Origin of the sequence: Bacteroides finegoldii DSM 17565, assembly GCF_000156195.1 — a bacterium.
In the GTDB taxonomy this organism is placed as follows: Bacteria; Bacteroidota; Bacteroidia; order Bacteroidales; family Bacteroidaceae; genus Bacteroides; species Bacteroides finegoldii.
Map to the genome: position 1 here is coordinate 119030 of NZ_GG688324.1, position 16774 is coordinate 135803.

Annotated in this window: 16 protein-coding genes and 1 tRNA gene; 9 read left to right on the forward strand and 8 right to left on the reverse strand. The window is 41.2% G+C overall.

The window, feature by feature from the left end; all coding sequences use genetic code 11:
- Window positions 1-9: 9 nt before the first annotated feature.
- From ruvX to BACFIN_RS09185, 8 genes are all read left to right on the forward strand, one after another.
- Window positions 10-426, forward strand: a complete 417-nt coding sequence (gene ruvX, locus BACFIN_RS09220) for a Holliday junction resolvase RuvX (RefSeq protein WP_022276045.1) — start codon at window positions 10-12, stop codon at window positions 424-426.
- Between the two features lie 42 nt (window positions 427-468).
- Window positions 469-1023 (forward strand): peptide deformylase, encoded by a 555-nt coding sequence (def, locus tag BACFIN_RS09215; protein WP_007753748.1) that lies wholly within the window; start codon window positions 469-471, stop codon window positions 1021-1023.
- 76 nt (window positions 1024-1099) lie between these two features.
- Window positions 1100-3133 (forward strand): tetratricopeptide repeat protein, encoded by a 2034-nt coding sequence (locus tag BACFIN_RS09210; RefSeq protein WP_007753751.1) that lies wholly within the window; start codon window positions 1100-1102, stop codon window positions 3131-3133.
- A gap of 81 nt (window positions 3134-3214) precedes the next feature.
- On the forward strand, window positions 3215-5155 hold the full coding sequence (gene thrS / locus BACFIN_RS09205; protein WP_007753754.1) for a threonine--tRNA ligase: 1941 nt from the start codon (window positions 3215-3217) through the stop codon (window positions 5153-5155).
- Window positions 5156-5226: 71 nt separating this feature from the next.
- A complete protein-coding gene (gene infC, locus BACFIN_RS09200) occupies window positions 5227-5829 on the forward strand; it encodes a translation initiation factor IF-3 (protein WP_007753757.1) in 603 nt (200 codons plus the stop codon).
- A gap of 68 nt (window positions 5830-5897) precedes the next feature.
- Window positions 5898-6095, forward strand: coding sequence for a 50S ribosomal protein L35 (rpmI, locus tag BACFIN_RS09195; protein ID WP_004326827.1), 198 nt, complete (start codon window positions 5898-5900; stop codon window positions 6093-6095).
- A gap of 98 nt (window positions 6096-6193) precedes the next feature.
- Window positions 6194-6544 carry a 50S ribosomal protein L20 gene (gene rplT, locus BACFIN_RS09190; RefSeq protein WP_004297540.1) on the forward strand — a complete coding sequence of 117 codons (351 nt, stop codon included), beginning with the start codon at window positions 6194-6196 and terminating at the stop codon, window positions 6542-6544.
- 357 nt (window positions 6545-6901) lie between these two features.
- Window positions 6902-7672: an EFR1 family ferrodoxin gene (locus tag BACFIN_RS09185; RefSeq protein WP_007753771.1), complete on the forward strand. Its 771-nt coding sequence runs from the start codon at window positions 6902-6904 to the stop codon at window positions 7670-7672.
- Here the strand turns inward: BACFIN_RS09185 and xpt are convergent.
- From xpt to BACFIN_RS09150, 7 genes are all read right to left on the reverse strand, one after another.
- A complete protein-coding gene (gene xpt / locus BACFIN_RS09180; protein ID WP_007753774.1) occupies window positions 7666-8238 on the reverse strand; it encodes a xanthine phosphoribosyltransferase in 573 nt (190 codons plus the stop codon). The genes BACFIN_RS09185 and xpt overlap by 7 nt on opposite strands.
- 89 nt (window positions 8239-8327) lie before the next feature.
- Window positions 8328-9635 carry a phenylacetate--CoA ligase gene (locus tag BACFIN_RS09175; RefSeq protein WP_007753778.1) on the reverse strand — a complete coding sequence of 436 codons (1308 nt, stop codon included), beginning with the start codon at window positions 9633-9635 and terminating at the stop codon, window positions 8328-8330.
- Window positions 9636-9649: 14 nt separating this feature from the next.
- On the reverse strand, window positions 9650-10231 hold the full coding sequence (locus tag BACFIN_RS09170) for an indolepyruvate oxidoreductase subunit beta (protein ID WP_007753795.1): 582 nt from the start codon (window positions 10229-10231) through the stop codon (window positions 9650-9652).
- Window positions 10232-10234: 3 nt separating this feature from the next.
- Window positions 10235-11827, reverse strand: coding sequence for a thiamine pyrophosphate-dependent enzyme (locus BACFIN_RS09165; protein ID WP_007753798.1), 1593 nt, complete (start codon window positions 11825-11827; stop codon window positions 10235-10237).
- An 82-nt stretch (window positions 11828-11909) separates the two neighbouring features.
- Window positions 11910-12947 (reverse strand): endolytic transglycosylase MltG, encoded by a 1038-nt coding sequence (gene mltG, locus BACFIN_RS09160; RefSeq protein WP_032839622.1) that lies wholly within the window; start codon window positions 12945-12947, stop codon window positions 11910-11912.
- Between the two features lie 522 nt (window positions 12948-13469).
- Complete coding sequence (locus tag BACFIN_RS09155) at window positions 13470-14438, reverse strand: DNA/RNA non-specific endonuclease (RefSeq protein ID WP_007753804.1); 969 nt, start codon at window positions 14436-14438, stop codon at window positions 13470-13472.
- 28 nt (window positions 14439-14466) lie between these two features.
- On the reverse strand, window positions 14467-15048 hold the full coding sequence (locus BACFIN_RS09150; RefSeq protein WP_007753805.1) for an epoxyqueuosine reductase QueH: 582 nt from the start codon (window positions 15046-15048) through the stop codon (window positions 14467-14469).
- A gap of 195 nt (window positions 15049-15243) precedes the next feature.
- On the opposite strand from BACFIN_RS09150, the gene BACFIN_RS09145 reads away from it, so the two are divergent.
- Window positions 15244-15316, forward strand: a tRNA-Thr gene (locus tag BACFIN_RS09145).
- A 77-nt stretch (window positions 15317-15393) separates the two neighbouring features.
- Here BACFIN_RS09145 and BACFIN_RS09140 read toward each other — a convergent pair.
- Window positions 15394-16602: an ROK family transcriptional regulator gene (locus BACFIN_RS09140; RefSeq protein ID WP_007753806.1), complete on the reverse strand. Its 1209-nt coding sequence runs from the start codon at window positions 16600-16602 to the stop codon at window positions 15394-15396.
- Between the last annotated feature and the right edge of the window lie 172 nt (window positions 16603-16774).

Sequence of the window (16774 nt, forward strand, 5' to 3'; positions counted from 1 at the left end):
TTGTGCCCCATGAGCAGAATAGTAGCAATAGATTACGGAAGAAAACGTACAGGAATAGCTGTCAGCGACACCATGCAGCTGATTGCCAATGGCTTGACGACAGTTCCTACACATGAGCTTTTGAATTTTATCGGTGATTACATCGCTAAGGAACCGGTAGAGCGGATTATTATTGGATTGCCTAAGCAAATGAATAATGAAGTTTCGGAGAATATGAAAAATATAGAACCTTTTGTCCGTTCACTGAAAAAACGTTTTCCTGAGCTTCCTGTGGAGTATGTGGATGAGCGTTTTACCTCCGTTCTTGCACATCGGACTATGCTGGAGGCAGGACTGAAAAAGAAAGACCGGCAGAACAAGGCTTTGGTAGATGAGATTAGCGCTACAATTATTCTGCAAACATATTTGGAAAGTAAACGTTTTTAATATAGACAAAGAATAACTTAATTTTTTAGTAGAATATCAGATATGATTTTACCTATTTATGTATATGGCCAGCCTGTTTTAAGAAAGGTGGCAGAGGATATAACTCCGGATTATCCGAATCTGAAAGAGTTGATTGCAAATATGTTTGAAACAATGGTGCATGCGGATGGTGTAGGATTGGCTGCCCCGCAAATCGGTTTGCCAATTCGTGTTGTTACCATTACATTAGATCCGCTCTCGGAGGATTATCCTGAATTTAAAGATTTTAATAAAGCTTATATCAATCCCCATATACTAGAGGTCGGGGGAGAAGAAGTAAGTATGGAAGAAGGATGTCTGAGTCTGCCGGGTATCCATGAGACGGTGAAAAGAGGAGATAAGATTCGCGTGAAATATATGGACGAGAATTTTGTGGAATACGAGGAAGTTGTAGAAGGCTATCTGGCTCGCGTAATGCAACATGAATTCGACCATTTGGACGGTAAGATGTTTATTGATCATATTTCTCCACTTCGTAAGCAAATGATTAAGGGAAAACTGAATACGATGTTGAAGGGGAAAGCTCGTAGTTCTTATAAGATGAAACAGGTAAAATAAAGATAAAAAACGTTTATATCCCTGTTAAGTAAACGAAAAACATTATTTTTGCTTCGTTTACAAGTATAAAATGTCGATGATAAAGAGAATATTAACAGTATTATTACTGTTTCCCACACTGGTATGTGCTCAGATAAATACGGATCGGGTGATGACTATCGCCCGAAACGCTCTTTATTTTGAGGATTATGTACTTTCCATTCAGTACTTCAACCAGGTAATTAACGCTAAACCTTATTTGTATGAGCCTTATTTTTTCAGGGCTTTGGCCAAACTGAATCTGGAAGATTTTCAAGGTGCGGAAGCAGACTGTGATGCGGCTATCCAACGCAATCCGTTTGTGGTAGGTGCTTATCAGATTCGTGGCCTTGCCAGAATCCGTCAGAGCAAATTTGACGGGGCTATTGAAGATTATCAGAAGGCTTTGCATTATGATCCGGAGAATATCACTCTGTGGCATAATTTAACGTTATCTCATATTCAGAAAAAGGATTATAATTCAGCAAAAGAGGATCTGGAAAGTTTGCTGAAAGTGTCTCCCCGTTATACACGTGCTTATTTAATGAGGGGGGAAGTGTCTTTGCAGCAGAAGGACACCATTGCTGCCTTGACCGATTTCAATAAGGCGCTTGAATTGGATAAATATGATCCGGACGCATGGGCTGCACGGGCAATTGTGAAATTGCAGCAATCCAAATATGCGGAGGCGGAATCGGATTTTGACCGGGCTATTCATTTAAGTGCGAAGAATGCCGGAAACTATATTAATCGTGCATTGGCAAGATTCCATCAGAATAATCTGAGGGGGGCTATGAGTGACTATGATTTGGCATTGGATATTGATCCCAATAACTTTATCGGACATTATAATCGTGGTCTGCTTCGTGCACGGGTAGGGGATGACAACCGGGCAATTGAGGACTTTGATTTTGTCATTCAAATGGAACCGGATAATATGATGGCTGTCTTTAACCGTGGTTTACTCCGTGCGCAGACAGGTGATTATCGTGGGGCCATACAAGACTATACGACTGTTATCAATCAGTATCCTAACTTTCTGGCCGGATATTATCAGCGTTCGGAAGCCCGTAGAAAAATTGGGGATAAGAAAGGAGCGGAACAAGATGAGTTTAAGGTCATGAAAGCCCAGATTGACAAGCAGAACGGTGTGACGACTAATAAGGATGTTGCCCAGAATAAAGATAAAGCGGACGGAAGTGGAGATGAAGATGGAGAAAAAACACGCAAGAAGTCGGATAAGAATATGAATAACTATCGTAAGATAGTAATTGCCGATGACTCTGAAGCCGAACAGCGTTATACGAGTGATTATCGTGGACGTGTGCAGGACAAGAATGTAAATATCACACTGGAGCCCATGTTTGCTTTGACTTATTATGAGAAAATGAGTGACGTGAAGCGTTCGGTGAATTTTCACAAGTATATTGAGGACTTGAACCGTACGGGAATCCTCTCTAAACGTCTTCGTATTACGAATATGGAAGCTCCGTTGACAGAAGAACAGGTGAAATTCCATTTTGCTTTGATCGATACACATACGTCCGCTATCGTGGCTGATGAAAAGAGCGCTTCGAAGCGTTTTGCCCGTGCGATTGACTTCTATCTGGTGCAGGACTTCTCAAGTGCTGTGGCTGACTTGACACAGACGATTCTGTTGGACGGTGATTTCTTCCCGGCTTATTTTATGCGTGCGCTTATCCGCTGTAAGCAACTGGAATATCAGAAGGCGGAACAAGCCGCCGAAACGAATATTCCGGGTGATAAACGTAAAGAGATTACTGCGGTTGATTATGAAGTAGTAAGGAAAGACCTGGACAAGGTGATCAATCTGGCGCCGGACTTTGTTTATGCTTACTATAACCGTGCGAATGTCTCTGCTATGCTGAAGGACTACCGGGCTGCTATTGCCGATTATGACAAGGCGATCGAGCTGAATCCTGATTTTGCGGATGCTTACTTTAATAGAGGCCTTACCCATATATTTTTAGGTAATAACAAGCTGGGCATTTCTGATTTAAGTAAAGCCGGTGAGTTGGGCATTGTTTCTGCTTATAACGTAATCAAACGTTTTACGGATCAGACGGAATAACATTTATTTGATAAAAAATGGAAAACTCAAAAGATTTACTTACTTTTGCGTTCAAATTGTGAAAATATAACATCATCTATTATGATAAAGATAAAATTTCCCGATGGCTCTGTTCGTGAATATAATGAAGGAGTGAACGGTTTACAGATTGCAGAAAGTATCAGTTCGCGTTTGGCACAAGATGTTTTGGCTTGTGGCGTGAATGGCGAGACTTATGATTTAGGACGTCCTATTAATGAAGATGCTGATTTCGTGCTTTATAAATGGGATGATGAAGAAGGCAAACATGCTTTTTGGCATACAAGTGCTCACTTGTTGGCTGAAGCTTTGCAGGAACTTTATCCGGGTATTCAGTTCGGTATCGGTCCGGCCATTGAAAACGGATTCTATTATGATGTAGATCCGGGAGAAGCGGTAATCAAGGAAAGTGATCTGCCTGCTATTGAAGCTAAGATGCAGGAACTGGCTGCCAAGAAAGAAGATGTAGTCAGAGAGAGCATTGCCAAAGCGGATGCATTGAAGATGTTTGGCGATCGTGGGGAAACTTATAAATGTGAGTTGATTTCCGAATTGGAAGACGGACATATTACTACTTATACGCAAGGGGCATTTACTGATCTTTGCCGTGGTCCTCACTTGATGACGACTGCTCCGATCAAAGCTATCAAACTGACTACGGTAGCCGGTGCATATTGGCGTGGTCAGGAAGACCGTAAGATGTTGACACGTATTTATGGTATCACGTTCCCGAAGAAGAAAATGCTGGATGAGTATCTGGTATTGTTGGAAGAAGCCAAAAAACGTGACCACCGTAAGATCGGCAAAGAGATGCAGTTGTTCATGTTCTCGGAGACGGTAGGAAAGGGACTTCCGATGTGGCTGCCGAAAGGTACTGCATTACGTCTGCGTTTGCAGGAATTCTTGCGTCGTATCCAGACTCGCTATGACTATCAGGAAGTAATCACCCCGCCGATTGGCAACAAGTTACTATATGTGACTTCCGGTCACTATGCAAAATATGGCAAAGACGCTTTCCAACCTATTCATACTCCGGAAGAAGGAGAAGAGTACTTCTTGAAACCGATGAACTGCCCTCACCATTGTGAGATTTATAAGAACTTCCCGCGTTCATATAAAGACCTTCCATTGCGTATTGCTGAATTTGGAACAGTTTGTCGTTATGAACAAAGTGGTGAGTTGCACGGTTTAACTCGTGTACGTAGCTTTACGCAGGATGACGCTCATATTTTCTGCCGTCCGGATCAGGTAAAAGATGAATTCCTTCGTGTAATGGATATCATCTCTATTGTGTTCCGTTCTATGAATTTCCAGAATTTTGAGGCTCAGATATCATTGCGCGATAAAGTAAACCGCGAAAAATATATTGGTAGCGATGATAATTGGGAAAAGGCAGAACAGGCTATTATCGAGGCGTGTGAAGAAAAAGGATTACCTGCTAAGATTGAATATGGTGAAGCGGCTTTCTACGGTCCTAAGCTCGACTTTATGGTGAAAGATGCAATCGGTCGTCGCTGGCAGTTGGGTACTATCCAGGTAGACTATAACTTGCCGGAACGTTTTGAACTGGAATATATGGGATCTGATAATCAGAAACACCGTCCGGTTATGATCCATCGTGCACCGTTCGGATCAATGGAGCGCTTTGTTGCCGTGCTGATTGAACATACCGCCGGTAAGTTCCCATTGTGGTTGACACCCGACCAGGTTGCTATTCTGCCGATCAGTGAGAAGTTCAATGAATATGCGGAACAAGTGAAGATGTATCTGAAAACTCACGAAATCCGTGCGATTGTAGATGACCGCAACGAAAAAATAGGTCGCAAGATCCGTGATAATGAGATGAAACGTATTCCTTATATGCTGATTGTCGGCGAAAAAGAAGCAGAAAATGGTGAAGTTTCTGTTCGTAGACAAGGCGAAGGAGATAAGGGGACCATGAAATTTGAAGAATTTGCTAAAATTTTGAACGAAGAAGTTCAGAATATGATAAATAAATGGTAACTTTGCAGCCGTTTCATGATAAATATTTAGTAGAACAATAAAAAGATCAAACTAGGAAGTAAACGTTTTTAATGAAGAATGACACTTTTAAAGGGCAATACAGAATCAACGAACAGATTCGTGCCAAAGAAGTCCGCATTGTAGGCGACGATATTGAACCGAAAGTATATCCTATCTTTCAAGCCTTGAAAATGGCCGAAGAGAAAGAATTGGATTTAGTGGAAATTTCTCCTAATGCTCAACCCCCTGTTTGTCGTATTATTGATTACTCTAAATTTCTTTATCAATTAAAGAAACGCCAGAAGGAACAAAAAGCGAAGCAGGTTAAGGTCAATGTAAAAGAGATCCGTTTCGGACCTCAGACAGACGATCATGATTACAACTTCAAGTTGAAGCATGCTAAGGGCTTTTTGGAAGATGGAGATAAGGTGAAGGCCTATGTGTTCTTTAAGGGACGTTCCATCCTTTTTAAGGAGCAAGGTGAAGTTCTTTTGCTTCGTTTTGCCAACGACCTTGAAGATTACGCAAAAGTAGATCAGATGCCTATACTTGAGGGAAAGCGTATGACTATACAACTTTCTCCGAAAAAGAAAGAGGCAGCTAAAAAGCCAGCAGCACCGAAACCTGCCACTCCTGTGCAGAAAGCTGAAAAGCCGGAAGCTGAGGAAGAATAAGAGAAAATGCGTAACGCGCAGGTATAGTGCGTTGCCATTATATATTTAATAATTTAAAAATAAGTAAGATGCCAAAGATGAAGACTAACTCCGGTTCTAAAAAAAGGTTTACCCTTACCGGAACAGGTAAAATCAAAAGAAAGCACGCTTTTCACAGTCACATTTTGACTAAGAAAACTAAGAAGAGAAAAAGAAATCTGTGCTACTCTACAACTGTTGATACAACAAATGTAAGCCAGGTTAAGGAACTCTTAGCAATGAAGTAATCAAAAGCGTAAAAGTATTATTAAAGTATTAACCGAATGCATTAGCCTGAAGTTCGCTGCGTGAAGTAGCGGCGCTAACATTCAAAAAAAGTAAAACTATGCCAAGATCAGTAAATCATGTTGCTTCAAAAGCAAGAAGAAAGAAAATTTTGAAATTAACCAGAGGTTACTTTGGTGCAAGAAAGAATGTATGGACCGTAGCTAAAAACACTTGGGAAAAGGGTTTGACTTACGCGTTTCGTGACCGTAGAAATAAGAAAAGAAACTTCCGCGCTCTTTGGATACAGCGTATCAATGCAGCAGCACGTCTTGAAGGAATGTCTTATTCTAAATTGATGGGCGGTCTGCACAAAGCCGGTATTGAAATAAATCGTAAGGTTTTGGCTGATTTAGCTATGAATCACCCGGAAGCTTTCAAAGCTGTGGTTGCTAAAGCAAAAGCTGCTTAAGACTCAACAGTTTATGAATTACAAAGTGTCAGTTGCTAGGCTAGTAACTGGCACTTTTTCTTTGCACGGCAGTGAAAACAGAATAAAAAAATGTTAGTAGGTAAACAAAATCCTTTTTTTTCTTGCTAATATCAAGGATTCTTATTACATTTGTGATACAAAAATATTAGCCGTATCGACTGGATCGGGAAACTCTTCAAATTAATCTGATGCACCGAGAAAGCTTCGTTCTTCAATGGCGGGCCACATCCTTCGGGACAGCTTTAAGCCGGTGGATTACAAAGAGGACGAGCGCTCAAATCTTGTTCTATCAGAGTTTCATCACATCGTCGGTACGGCTTTCTTATATACTTTTCTATGATATTTTATTTCTCAGGTACAGGTAATTCAAAGTGGATCGCTAATCAGCTGTCTAAGGAACAAAAAGAGGATTTAGTTTTCATTCCCGACGCATTGAGGAGTGGAGTGTTGGAGTTTTGTCTTAAAGAGGAAGAAACGATTGGATTCGTGTTTCCTATTTACTCGTGGGCGCCTCCTGAGATTGTATTGAACTTTATCCAAAAACTCTCGCTGAAGGGGTACAGAGGGCAGTATTTGTTCTTTGTATGTTCTTGTGGAGATGATATCGGCTTGACTCAACAGGTTCTGATGAAAGCGTTCAGACATAAGGGATGGGAATGTCATGTCGGCTTTTCAGTCACCATGCCTAACAATTATGTATTGCTTCCGGGATTTGATGTGGATAGCGAGGAACTGGAGAGGAAGAAGTTGGCAGAGAGCGTCGCGGAACTTAAAAGGATAAATACTTTGATCAGTAAAAGAGAACACTTGTTTTCCTGTCACGAAGGCAGTATTCCTTTTATTAAAACGAGAATAATCAATCCTTTATTCAATCGTTTTCAAATGTCACCTAAGCATTTCTATGTAACAGATGGCTGTATCGGATGTAGGCGTTGTGAGAAGAATTGTCCGATGGAGAATATTACTATGTCAGAAGGGAAGCCGGTCTGGGGAATGAATTGCACCTCATGCCTGGCATGTTACCATGTATGTCCCCGGCAAGCGGTGCAATATGGGAAAAGAACAAAAGGAAAGGGGCAGTATTTCAACCCCAATTCCGGCTATTGATCTTTGATTTTAATGCTGCAATGAGATAGGTCTTCGATGATTGCAAGGCTTTCTACTCTGACACCCTGCTCTTCCAGCACTTTGCGTCCGTTTTGGAATGCTTTTTCAATGATGAATCCCATTCCTACCAGATTTGCTCCGGACTGCTTAATGAGATCAAGAACACCTAATGCCGCATTTCCGTATGCAAGGAAGTCATCTACAAAAAGTATGTTGTCATTTGGAGTCAGAAAATCGGAGCTGATAACAACTTCGTAATCACGGTCTTTTGTAAACGAGTGGACGGTGGTACTTAGTGCATTCTGAATCGTTTTGGGAGATTTCTTTTTGGCAAATACAACAGGCAAATCCATCAGGTAACCTGTCATGATAGCCGGAGCAATGCCACTGGCTTCTATTGTCATGATTTTATTTACGTTTGTGGCTGCAAAACGGCGGACAAATTCGACTCCGATTGATTTCATCAGAACAGGGTCCATCTGGTGGTTGATAAAACTATCCACTTTCAGAATACCTCCTTCGTAACATTTTCCATCTTGCAGAATTCTTTTTTTGAGTAATTGCATATAATCTGATATTAATTAATAATGTGCTAATATGCCATTCCGGATGATGAAACAAAGGACGGCATATTAGCACATGAACTATTTTAGTCTTACTTGTTATCTCTTAAATCTTTCACACGAACGGCTTTCCCCTCGCTTTGAGGTAGAGAACCTTTCTTAACCAGTTTTACTTTGGGAGTAACCAGGATTTCGTCTTTCAGTTGGTGGGTAATATCCTTGCGTATTTTCTCCAATTCAATATAATTGTCGGTAGAAAGATCGCTCAGCTCCACTTCAACAATCATTTCATCCTGATTATTGATTGTTTCCAGCGTAATTAAATAGTTGCTGCCCAATTCGGGGAATTGTACTAGAATTTTCTCTACCTGCATCGGGAAAATATTGACTCCCTTGATGATAAACATATCGTCACTACGTCCTTTAATCCGGTCAATACGGATATGTGTACGACCGCAAGGACATTTTCCCGGAAGAATACGGGTTAAGTCGCGGGTACGATAACGGATGAGCGGCATCATTTCCCGATCAAGGGTAGTGAGTACTAATTCTCCGGTTTCTCCTTCAGGAACAGGTTCGCCTGTTTCTGGATCAATGATTTCTACTAAGTAGCAATCCTCCCAAAAGTGCATTCCGTTCTGTTCCAGACATTCGAAAGCAACACCGGGACCGTTCATTTCCGTCATACCGAAGCTGTTGTATGCTTTTACACCCAACATCCGCTCTATTTTCCGACGTTGTTCATCTGTATGGGGCTCTGCACCGATTACCAAAGTTTTCAGTGTGGTGCCTCTTGGGTCTAGTCCTTCTTCCTGAAAGACCTCTGCAAGACGAATGGCATAGCTTGGTATAGCATGCAGAGCGGTTGTCTTAAAGTCATTGATGAATTTAATCTGCCGCTTGCTGTTACCGGCTGCGGCAGGAACGGTAAGACAGCCCAGACGTTCGGCGCCATATTGGAACCCTAGTCCTCCTGTAAACATTCCATATCCTGAACTATTTTGAAAAACATCTGTTTTACGGATTCCTACCGTATATAGGCAACGGGCTACCAGATTAGCCCAAGAATCAAGGTCGTGTTGTGAGTGAACGATAACTGTCGGATTTCCGGTAGTACCACTGGAAGAGTGAATACGCACACCATCATTCCTCATATCTCCCGCCACCAGTCCGAAAGGGTAGTGGGCACGCATATCGGCTTTGGTCGTGAACGGTACTTTACGGATATCATCCAGCGATTGTATGCTGTCTGAGGTAATACCATGTTTACTGAAAACCTCCTTATAGTATGGAGCGTTTGCAGCGATACTGATTGTTTTCTTCAAGCGTTGAAGCTGCAATTCCTGCAACTTCTCCCGACTCATGGTTTCTATTTCTTCTTCCCAGTATTGTGTACTCATGGCAGTCTCTATTATTACATAAGCTTTTCCGCAATTTCCTTGCCGGCAGCCAATGCTTTAAGATTCATTTCTACAATTGCTTCCCCTTTACGTTGGAAAATCTCGTGAATGCTGTCCTGCACTTTTGCGTAGTCAATGCCAAGAAATGGAATTGTTGCTCCCAACAGGACGATATTGGCTACCCGTGCGGAACCGGCTTCTTTGGCTACTTTATCTACATTCAATACTATCTTATGAGGTAGTTTGTTGATTTCTGCCATTACTTTGTCCGTTTCCGGATAGTTGGGAATATTGACAAAAGGAGTTTCATTCGTTACCAGCCACCCTTCAGGGCTAAGGTAAGGAAGATATCGAAGGCCTTCCATAGGTTCCAGTGAGATAATAAGATCACATTTGCCGGAAGGAATCAAATCGGAAGCAATCGGCTGATCGCTGATGCGGAGGTTGGATTGAACGTCTCCTCCGCGCTGGCTCATTCCGTGCACTTCTGCTTGTTTCATATAAAGTCCTTCCTTTAAAGCGGCTTTACCGATTACGGTAGCAATGGACAAAATACCCTGTCCGCCTACTCCTGATAATATAATATCTTTTTTCATGGTTTACTTGCTTCTTTTTTTACGTGCTAATGTCTGGATACACTCTCTGCGTGGAATAATGACAGATACGCCACAATATTCGATTTCTTCGCGTATGATCTGTTTCATCTCTTCGTAATTCTTCTTCAAAGGAACAACCACTCTGATATGGGCGGGCTCTACACCGAGACCTGCACAGATTGCTTCGATACGTCCGGTTCCTGCAGAATCTTGCCCGCCTGTCATAGCGGTAGTCTCGTTGTCGGATATTACAATTGTCACATTGGCGTTTTCATTTACGCAGTCTAATAATCCCGTCATTCCCGAATGAGTGAATGTGGAGTCACCGATGACGGCTACGGCCGGAAACAAGCCTCCGTCGACTGCACCTTTTGCCATAGTGATAGAAGCACCCATATCTACGCATGAGTTGATAGCATTGAATGGCGCATTTGCTCCCAGTGTATAACAGCCGATGTCACTGAATACTTTATGTGCGGGATATTCCTCTCTGAGCACTTCAGTCAATGTGGTATACATATCGCGATGGCCGCAACCTTCACAAAGTGCGGGCGGACGCATCTCTACCACAGACGGAATGCCAAATTCGGACTTGTTCTCTTTGCTTACCGCACGGGCTACCGAGTCAGGATTCAGTTCTCCGTCTTGCGACAAAGTGCCGTCTAAACGCCCTTTTACCTTTATACCAATACCCAGATAACCTTTCAGTTGTTTTTCTACAAAAGGTTGACCGTCTTCCAAAACAAGAATCTCATCGCAAGATTCTACCAACTGATGGAGTTGTTTTTTCGGCAGTGGATATTGTCCGATTTTGAGTACCGGATATTCACAGCCTTCGGGGTAGTTTTCCATCAGGTAATTGTAACCGATACCACATGCGATGATTCCTAGTTTCTTGTTAGGGCCATCTGTATATTTGTTGTACGGTGATTCTTCGGAGGCCTTTATGAACTCATCTTGACGTGAAAGTAATACTTTATAGCGTTTGCGGGCATTTCCCGGCAACAGGATGAATTGACGCGGGTCGTTGCTGAATGATATTCCATTCTGTGGTTTCTGTTCCTTGCGTTCTACTCCGGAACGGGAATGCGCAAGACGGGTTACCATACGCATTAAGATAGGTTCTCCCATTTTTTCGGAGAATTCAAAACCGCTGTACACCATGTCATACGCTTCCTGCTGATTGCTGGGTTCGTACATAGGAATGAGGGAAAAATCTCCGTAGAAACGGCTGTCTTGCTCGTTCTGTGAGGAGTGCATACTAGGATCATCTGCCGCTATCACAATCAGTCCGCCTTTCACGCCGGTGATGGCAGAGTTGACAAAACAGTCAGCGGCCACATTCATACCTACATGCTTCATGCAGACTAAGGCCCGCTTGCCGACGAAAGACATACCTAAAGCAGCCTCCATCGCTGTTTTTTCGTTGGCACACCAACGGTTATGTATATTCCGTTCGGTCGTTATCGGGGCCATCTGAATATATTCCGTAATCTCAGTTGAAGGAGTACCGGGATAGGCATAAACACCTGAGAGTCCGGCATCCAATGCAGCTTGTGCAATGGCTTCATCGCCAAGTAAGAGTTGCTTGCTCATATATTTCTTTTTATTTAGTGTTGATCACAGTTTGTTATTCTATCGGGCAAAGATAGACTTTTCAGTTCGTTTTATCACAAATTTACTTGAAAATCTTTCTTTCATTCAGCGCTTTCCAATATTTTCTTGCATTTGCCATGTGTTCGGCATAATTGGATGCGAAATTGTGAGTCCCGGAAAAGTCCTCTTTGGCACACATATAAATATAGTTGTGCTTGGTATAATTCAATACACTGTCTATCCCTTTTTTAGAGGGGATACGGATAGGCCCGGGAGGTAATCCGGTATTTATATATGTGTTATATGGCGAATCGATTTTCAAATGCTCGTTCGTAATACGTCGCAGACCAAAATCCTGTAGGGCAAATTTGATTGTCGGGTCTGCTTGCAGGGGCATATCTTTGTGCAGGCGGTTGATGTATAATCCGGCTACCATTGGCTTTTCTTCATTATTATTGGTCTCTTCTTCAACGATGGAAGCAAGTGTGCTGACTTCTTCCGGTGTCATACCGATCGCAGTGGCTTGTGCCAACCGTTCTTTGTTCCAGAAACGTTCATGCTCCTTTCTCATACGTTCGATTAATTCATCCGCACTCATATCCCAGTATACTTGGTAGGTTTCGGGAATGAAAAGACCGGGCAAGGTTGCTTCTGTGTATCCTAGTTGGGCTTGAACGGTGGAATCAAACAACTGGCGAGCAATCTCGGCAGAATCGATCATTAACTGTTTGCCCATACTTCGTGCCAGTCGTTTTAAAGTACGGACACTTCCGACTGTGAGATTCATCGGCTCTTGGTAACCTCTGGAAAAACGGCTGTATACATGGTATACATTGTCGTTCGGACGGATGGCATAACGTCCCGTGTGTATATTCTGTTCGAGATTTTTATATTTGGCCATCCAATGGAATCCGGTGAGTTTGTTGACATATCCGAACTTTTTTATTTTATTGGTAATAGAATCGGCCGTATCGTCCCGGTCTACGTAAATGTATACGGTTTTGGACGGATGGAATTGGGGAGCAAACAGGCAGTAATAAATAGTCCCTCCTGCAATAGCGCAAAGTAAAAATGTTCCAATCAGAATGGATAATAAAATAGTTCTCTTTTTTTTCTTCATCTTATGAGACGTTATTTTTGCAGCGTCAAAGATAAGAAGAATTTGAATAGGAGTGGTTTCTTTCTGAGATGAATCTTTCTTCTGCAATATTTTTGTCTTTATATTAAGTATTATACCCGGAAAAACAAAAATGTCACATTGTTGATAATTAGATGTTTATGGGTAAAAATAGGGCTAAATTAAGATAAGTTTACAAAAAACGTCTAGATGTTTTTAGCTTTTTGAGAACAAAAAATGCATTTTTTCTGCAATGCTTTGTCACTGAGTTACTTATATGATTTTGTAGCTATTAATACTGTTCTATTGGGTTATAGTTGAACAACTGTGGAGAAGGACAAGTGTAATTGACAGGTTGCACAATAGTATCACGCTGGTTGCTCAACAGTAACAGCCTTAATATCTCGGCAGGTTTTATTAATATGCCGCAAGGTTTTATTAATATACCACCGGATTTTATTTATTGGTAAAGAAGAAATCAATCGGTTCACTGCATGATTTTAAGATATAATACGGTATTTCTGATTAATTCGGCCATTGGAAATAATCTGCTTCTGCTTCTATTTTATTTTCTATTTCATCGGGAAGGGCCGCAAAGAAATCCATGTTTGTAAGATGTTCAATACTATCTATTGTCACTGCGTATGTAGAAAGTGGCTCTACTGACTGTTTATTGTTGAATAAGAAACCGATAGCCCGCATAGGCTTTACGAAAGGGGAGAGGATTACCTTGAAAAACTGTTGGGGCACTACAACTTTATTTTTTCCGATCGTTTTGGGTTGTCTGGTTATAATAGGTCCGCATATAATGATAATGGCGCTGTCTGCTATCGCCCAATCCCGGATTTTCTCTTCCAGATTTTTCCACCCTCTTCTGTTTAGTTGCGGGTGTTGCGGACACATATTGCTGAAGTAAAATGATTCTTTCATAGCTTGCGGACTCCATTTCATATCTGCAGCCGGTGCCATGTGTCCTTTGTCGTATCCTGAATGTGCATAGTCTGTATTGGTTGCTATCAAGCCTCTGACCTGTGGGTCGGTAATAAAACGGTTACTTCTTTTCTCCTTTCCCTTTGTCTCTTTACGAGTCAATTCGTATGAAACCCAATTGGGGAGTTTTAAATCTTTATTGTAAGAAACGGTGTATCCGGTGTGATGGATGATCTGTTCTTGACGTCGGGTAAGTGACACCGGTATTTCCAACTCTTTTGTTGTCGGATTTTTACCTCCCGACTTATTGTTCTCCGACTTCGTACCTTTTGTTTTTTTACCTTCTGGCTTCTTGTTCTCCGGCTTTTGGTCAGATGAAGTTTGAAATGATGTGCTGGTCTGTGGCTTTTCTTTTTGAGAAGTATCAATTCCCTGACAATATAAATAAACGCCGTAAAGAATAGGTATAAGTATAATGATGGTGATAATACATCCCAATTTATAATTGGAACGTGATTCTTTTTTGAATATTTTTCTGTTTTTGCCTTTCTTTCTTCGATTCATTGGTTTGCAGGTGATGATGGGATTGTTTTTATTCTTCTTTTCTCATGCTGAATTCGCAACCGCAATATTGCTGATTGTAGAAATTATATTCTTTGATGATTGCGATGCGTCGTTCACTTAATCCGCCTTTACGCCAATTCTGTTCCCAATATGTGACATCAGGATAATGTGTCATGGCATATCGTCCGGCTTCATTTATCTGTTCCAGGCTTTTCCAACGGCTGGAAGCAAGGGTAGTGGTAATTACGGAGAAACCATGCTCGTGGGCATAACGGGCTGTTTCCAACAAGCGGCTCTTGAAGCAACGCAGGCAACGTCCTCCTCTTTCGGGTTCCTGTTCCATTCCTGCCATTTGGCAACGCCAGGCTTCGTGGTCATAGTCGGCGTCTACAATTTCCAGTCCTAATGATTGCGCATAACGGGTGCATTCATCTTTTCTTATGTTGTATTCTTCCTGTGGGAAAATATTGGGATTGCAATAGTAAATGACAGGGGTTATATTGTGTTGCATCAGACATTCGATGATAGCTGACGAACAAGGAGCGCAACAAGTATGAAGTAAGATTTTGTCGGCTCCTCCCGGAACTTCGAGTTGGAATTTCTTTTTCATGCGGTAAAGTTAGTATATATTTTGTCATACCATGCAACACTTTATAATTTATTCACAGGCGGAATTATCATTGATTATTGGGACAAAAAGTATCGAAAACAAAAGTTGTTATAAAAATAGCTCAAAAAATAGGCGGATTCTTTTTGTAGTTTCAAATAAAGCTGTAATTTTGCACGCTGTAAACGAGAGACAAACGCCGCTATAGCTCAGTTGGTAGAGCAACGCATTCGTAACGCGTAGGTCGCCAGTTCAAGTCTGGCTAGCGGCTCTCAAAAGGAAGTCTATTAACTATCTTGTATTTAGTTATTTAGACTTCCTTTTTTATTTACTGGTTCTTCAATTTAATTAGCTTTCAAACATTCTGCTACGTGCCAGCATACATGCACCAACAATACCAGCCTTATCTTTCAACTTGGATGTGATAATAGCTGAATCCTTGTTGACCAGATTCAGAGAGTATTTACGTACCGCAGTCTTTATAGGTTGGGTTATATAATCACTAGTCAACGACAAAGTACCACCTATAATAACCAATTCCGGATTAAAAATATTGATCAGTCCTGCAATTTGTTTTCCTAGCTTCTGTCCGATCTCTTCTACAATCTCGATACAGAGTAGATCTTCTTTGTTTACTGCCGCAATTATCTCATCAAGGGTTATGGGATCTTCTTCGGCAGCGATTCTAGTTGATAATATAGAGCTTTCTCCGTTCCGGATGCGTTCTAAAAGGATACGGTGAAGGGCAGAACCGGAAGCTTCGGTTTCTAAGCACCCTTTTTTGCCGCAGTGGCAGATAATTTCATTATCATAAGTACTCATGTGACCGAATTCACCGGAAAATCCTGATTTACCTGTATAAATCTTGCCATCTATGATAATTCCGATTCCCAATCCCCAACTTACGTTTACAAAGATAATATCTTTTTCTCCTTTTACGCAGCCTTGCATATACTCTCCATAAGTCATAGCCCGCGTATCGTTATCGACAGTAACTTTGTAGCCCAGTTTCTCAGACAACACATCTGCCAATGGTCTTTCTTCGAAATTGAACTGACTGAAACTGTATCCAGATTCAGGATTCACGCGTCCCGATACATTTACATTAATATTTAAGATTTTCTCTTTGTTGATGGTGAGCTTTTTTATAAAATTGATAATCAGCTTGCATAATTCATTCATTCCCTCAATTGAATTCTCAAAATTATAAGGTATGTTCATTTTCAGTTCTACCATATCGCCTTTAAAATTTATCAGGCCGATATTGACTGCAAATCTTTTGATATCTACACCTAAAAAGTAACCGGATTCGGGATTAAGTCCATAAAGGTTCGGATGGCGCCCACCACTGGTCTCCAATTTTCCATAATCATTAATATATCCGTCATCACACATTTCGCCAATAAATTTGGTGACGGTTGGTACACTCAAATCCAGCTCTTTTGAAAGATCGGGAATTGTAGAACTGCCATTATATATATAATGTGTAATAATTCTCTTTTTGACGAGAGCGCTTTTAGAGCCCTTTTCTATTTCTTTCAAGAATTGTTGGTTCATATGTTTGGTTATTTGGTAATATCTACAAAGATAATTAATTTTTTTATTAAATGTGGCGTTTTGTGTGGAAAAAATTAGAATCAAGTGGGCGATGTTCTCTTTATTGCTTTATGCATATAATAAGGTATAGGATTCACGATTCATTATTTACTTTTGTATATCAAGTGTATAG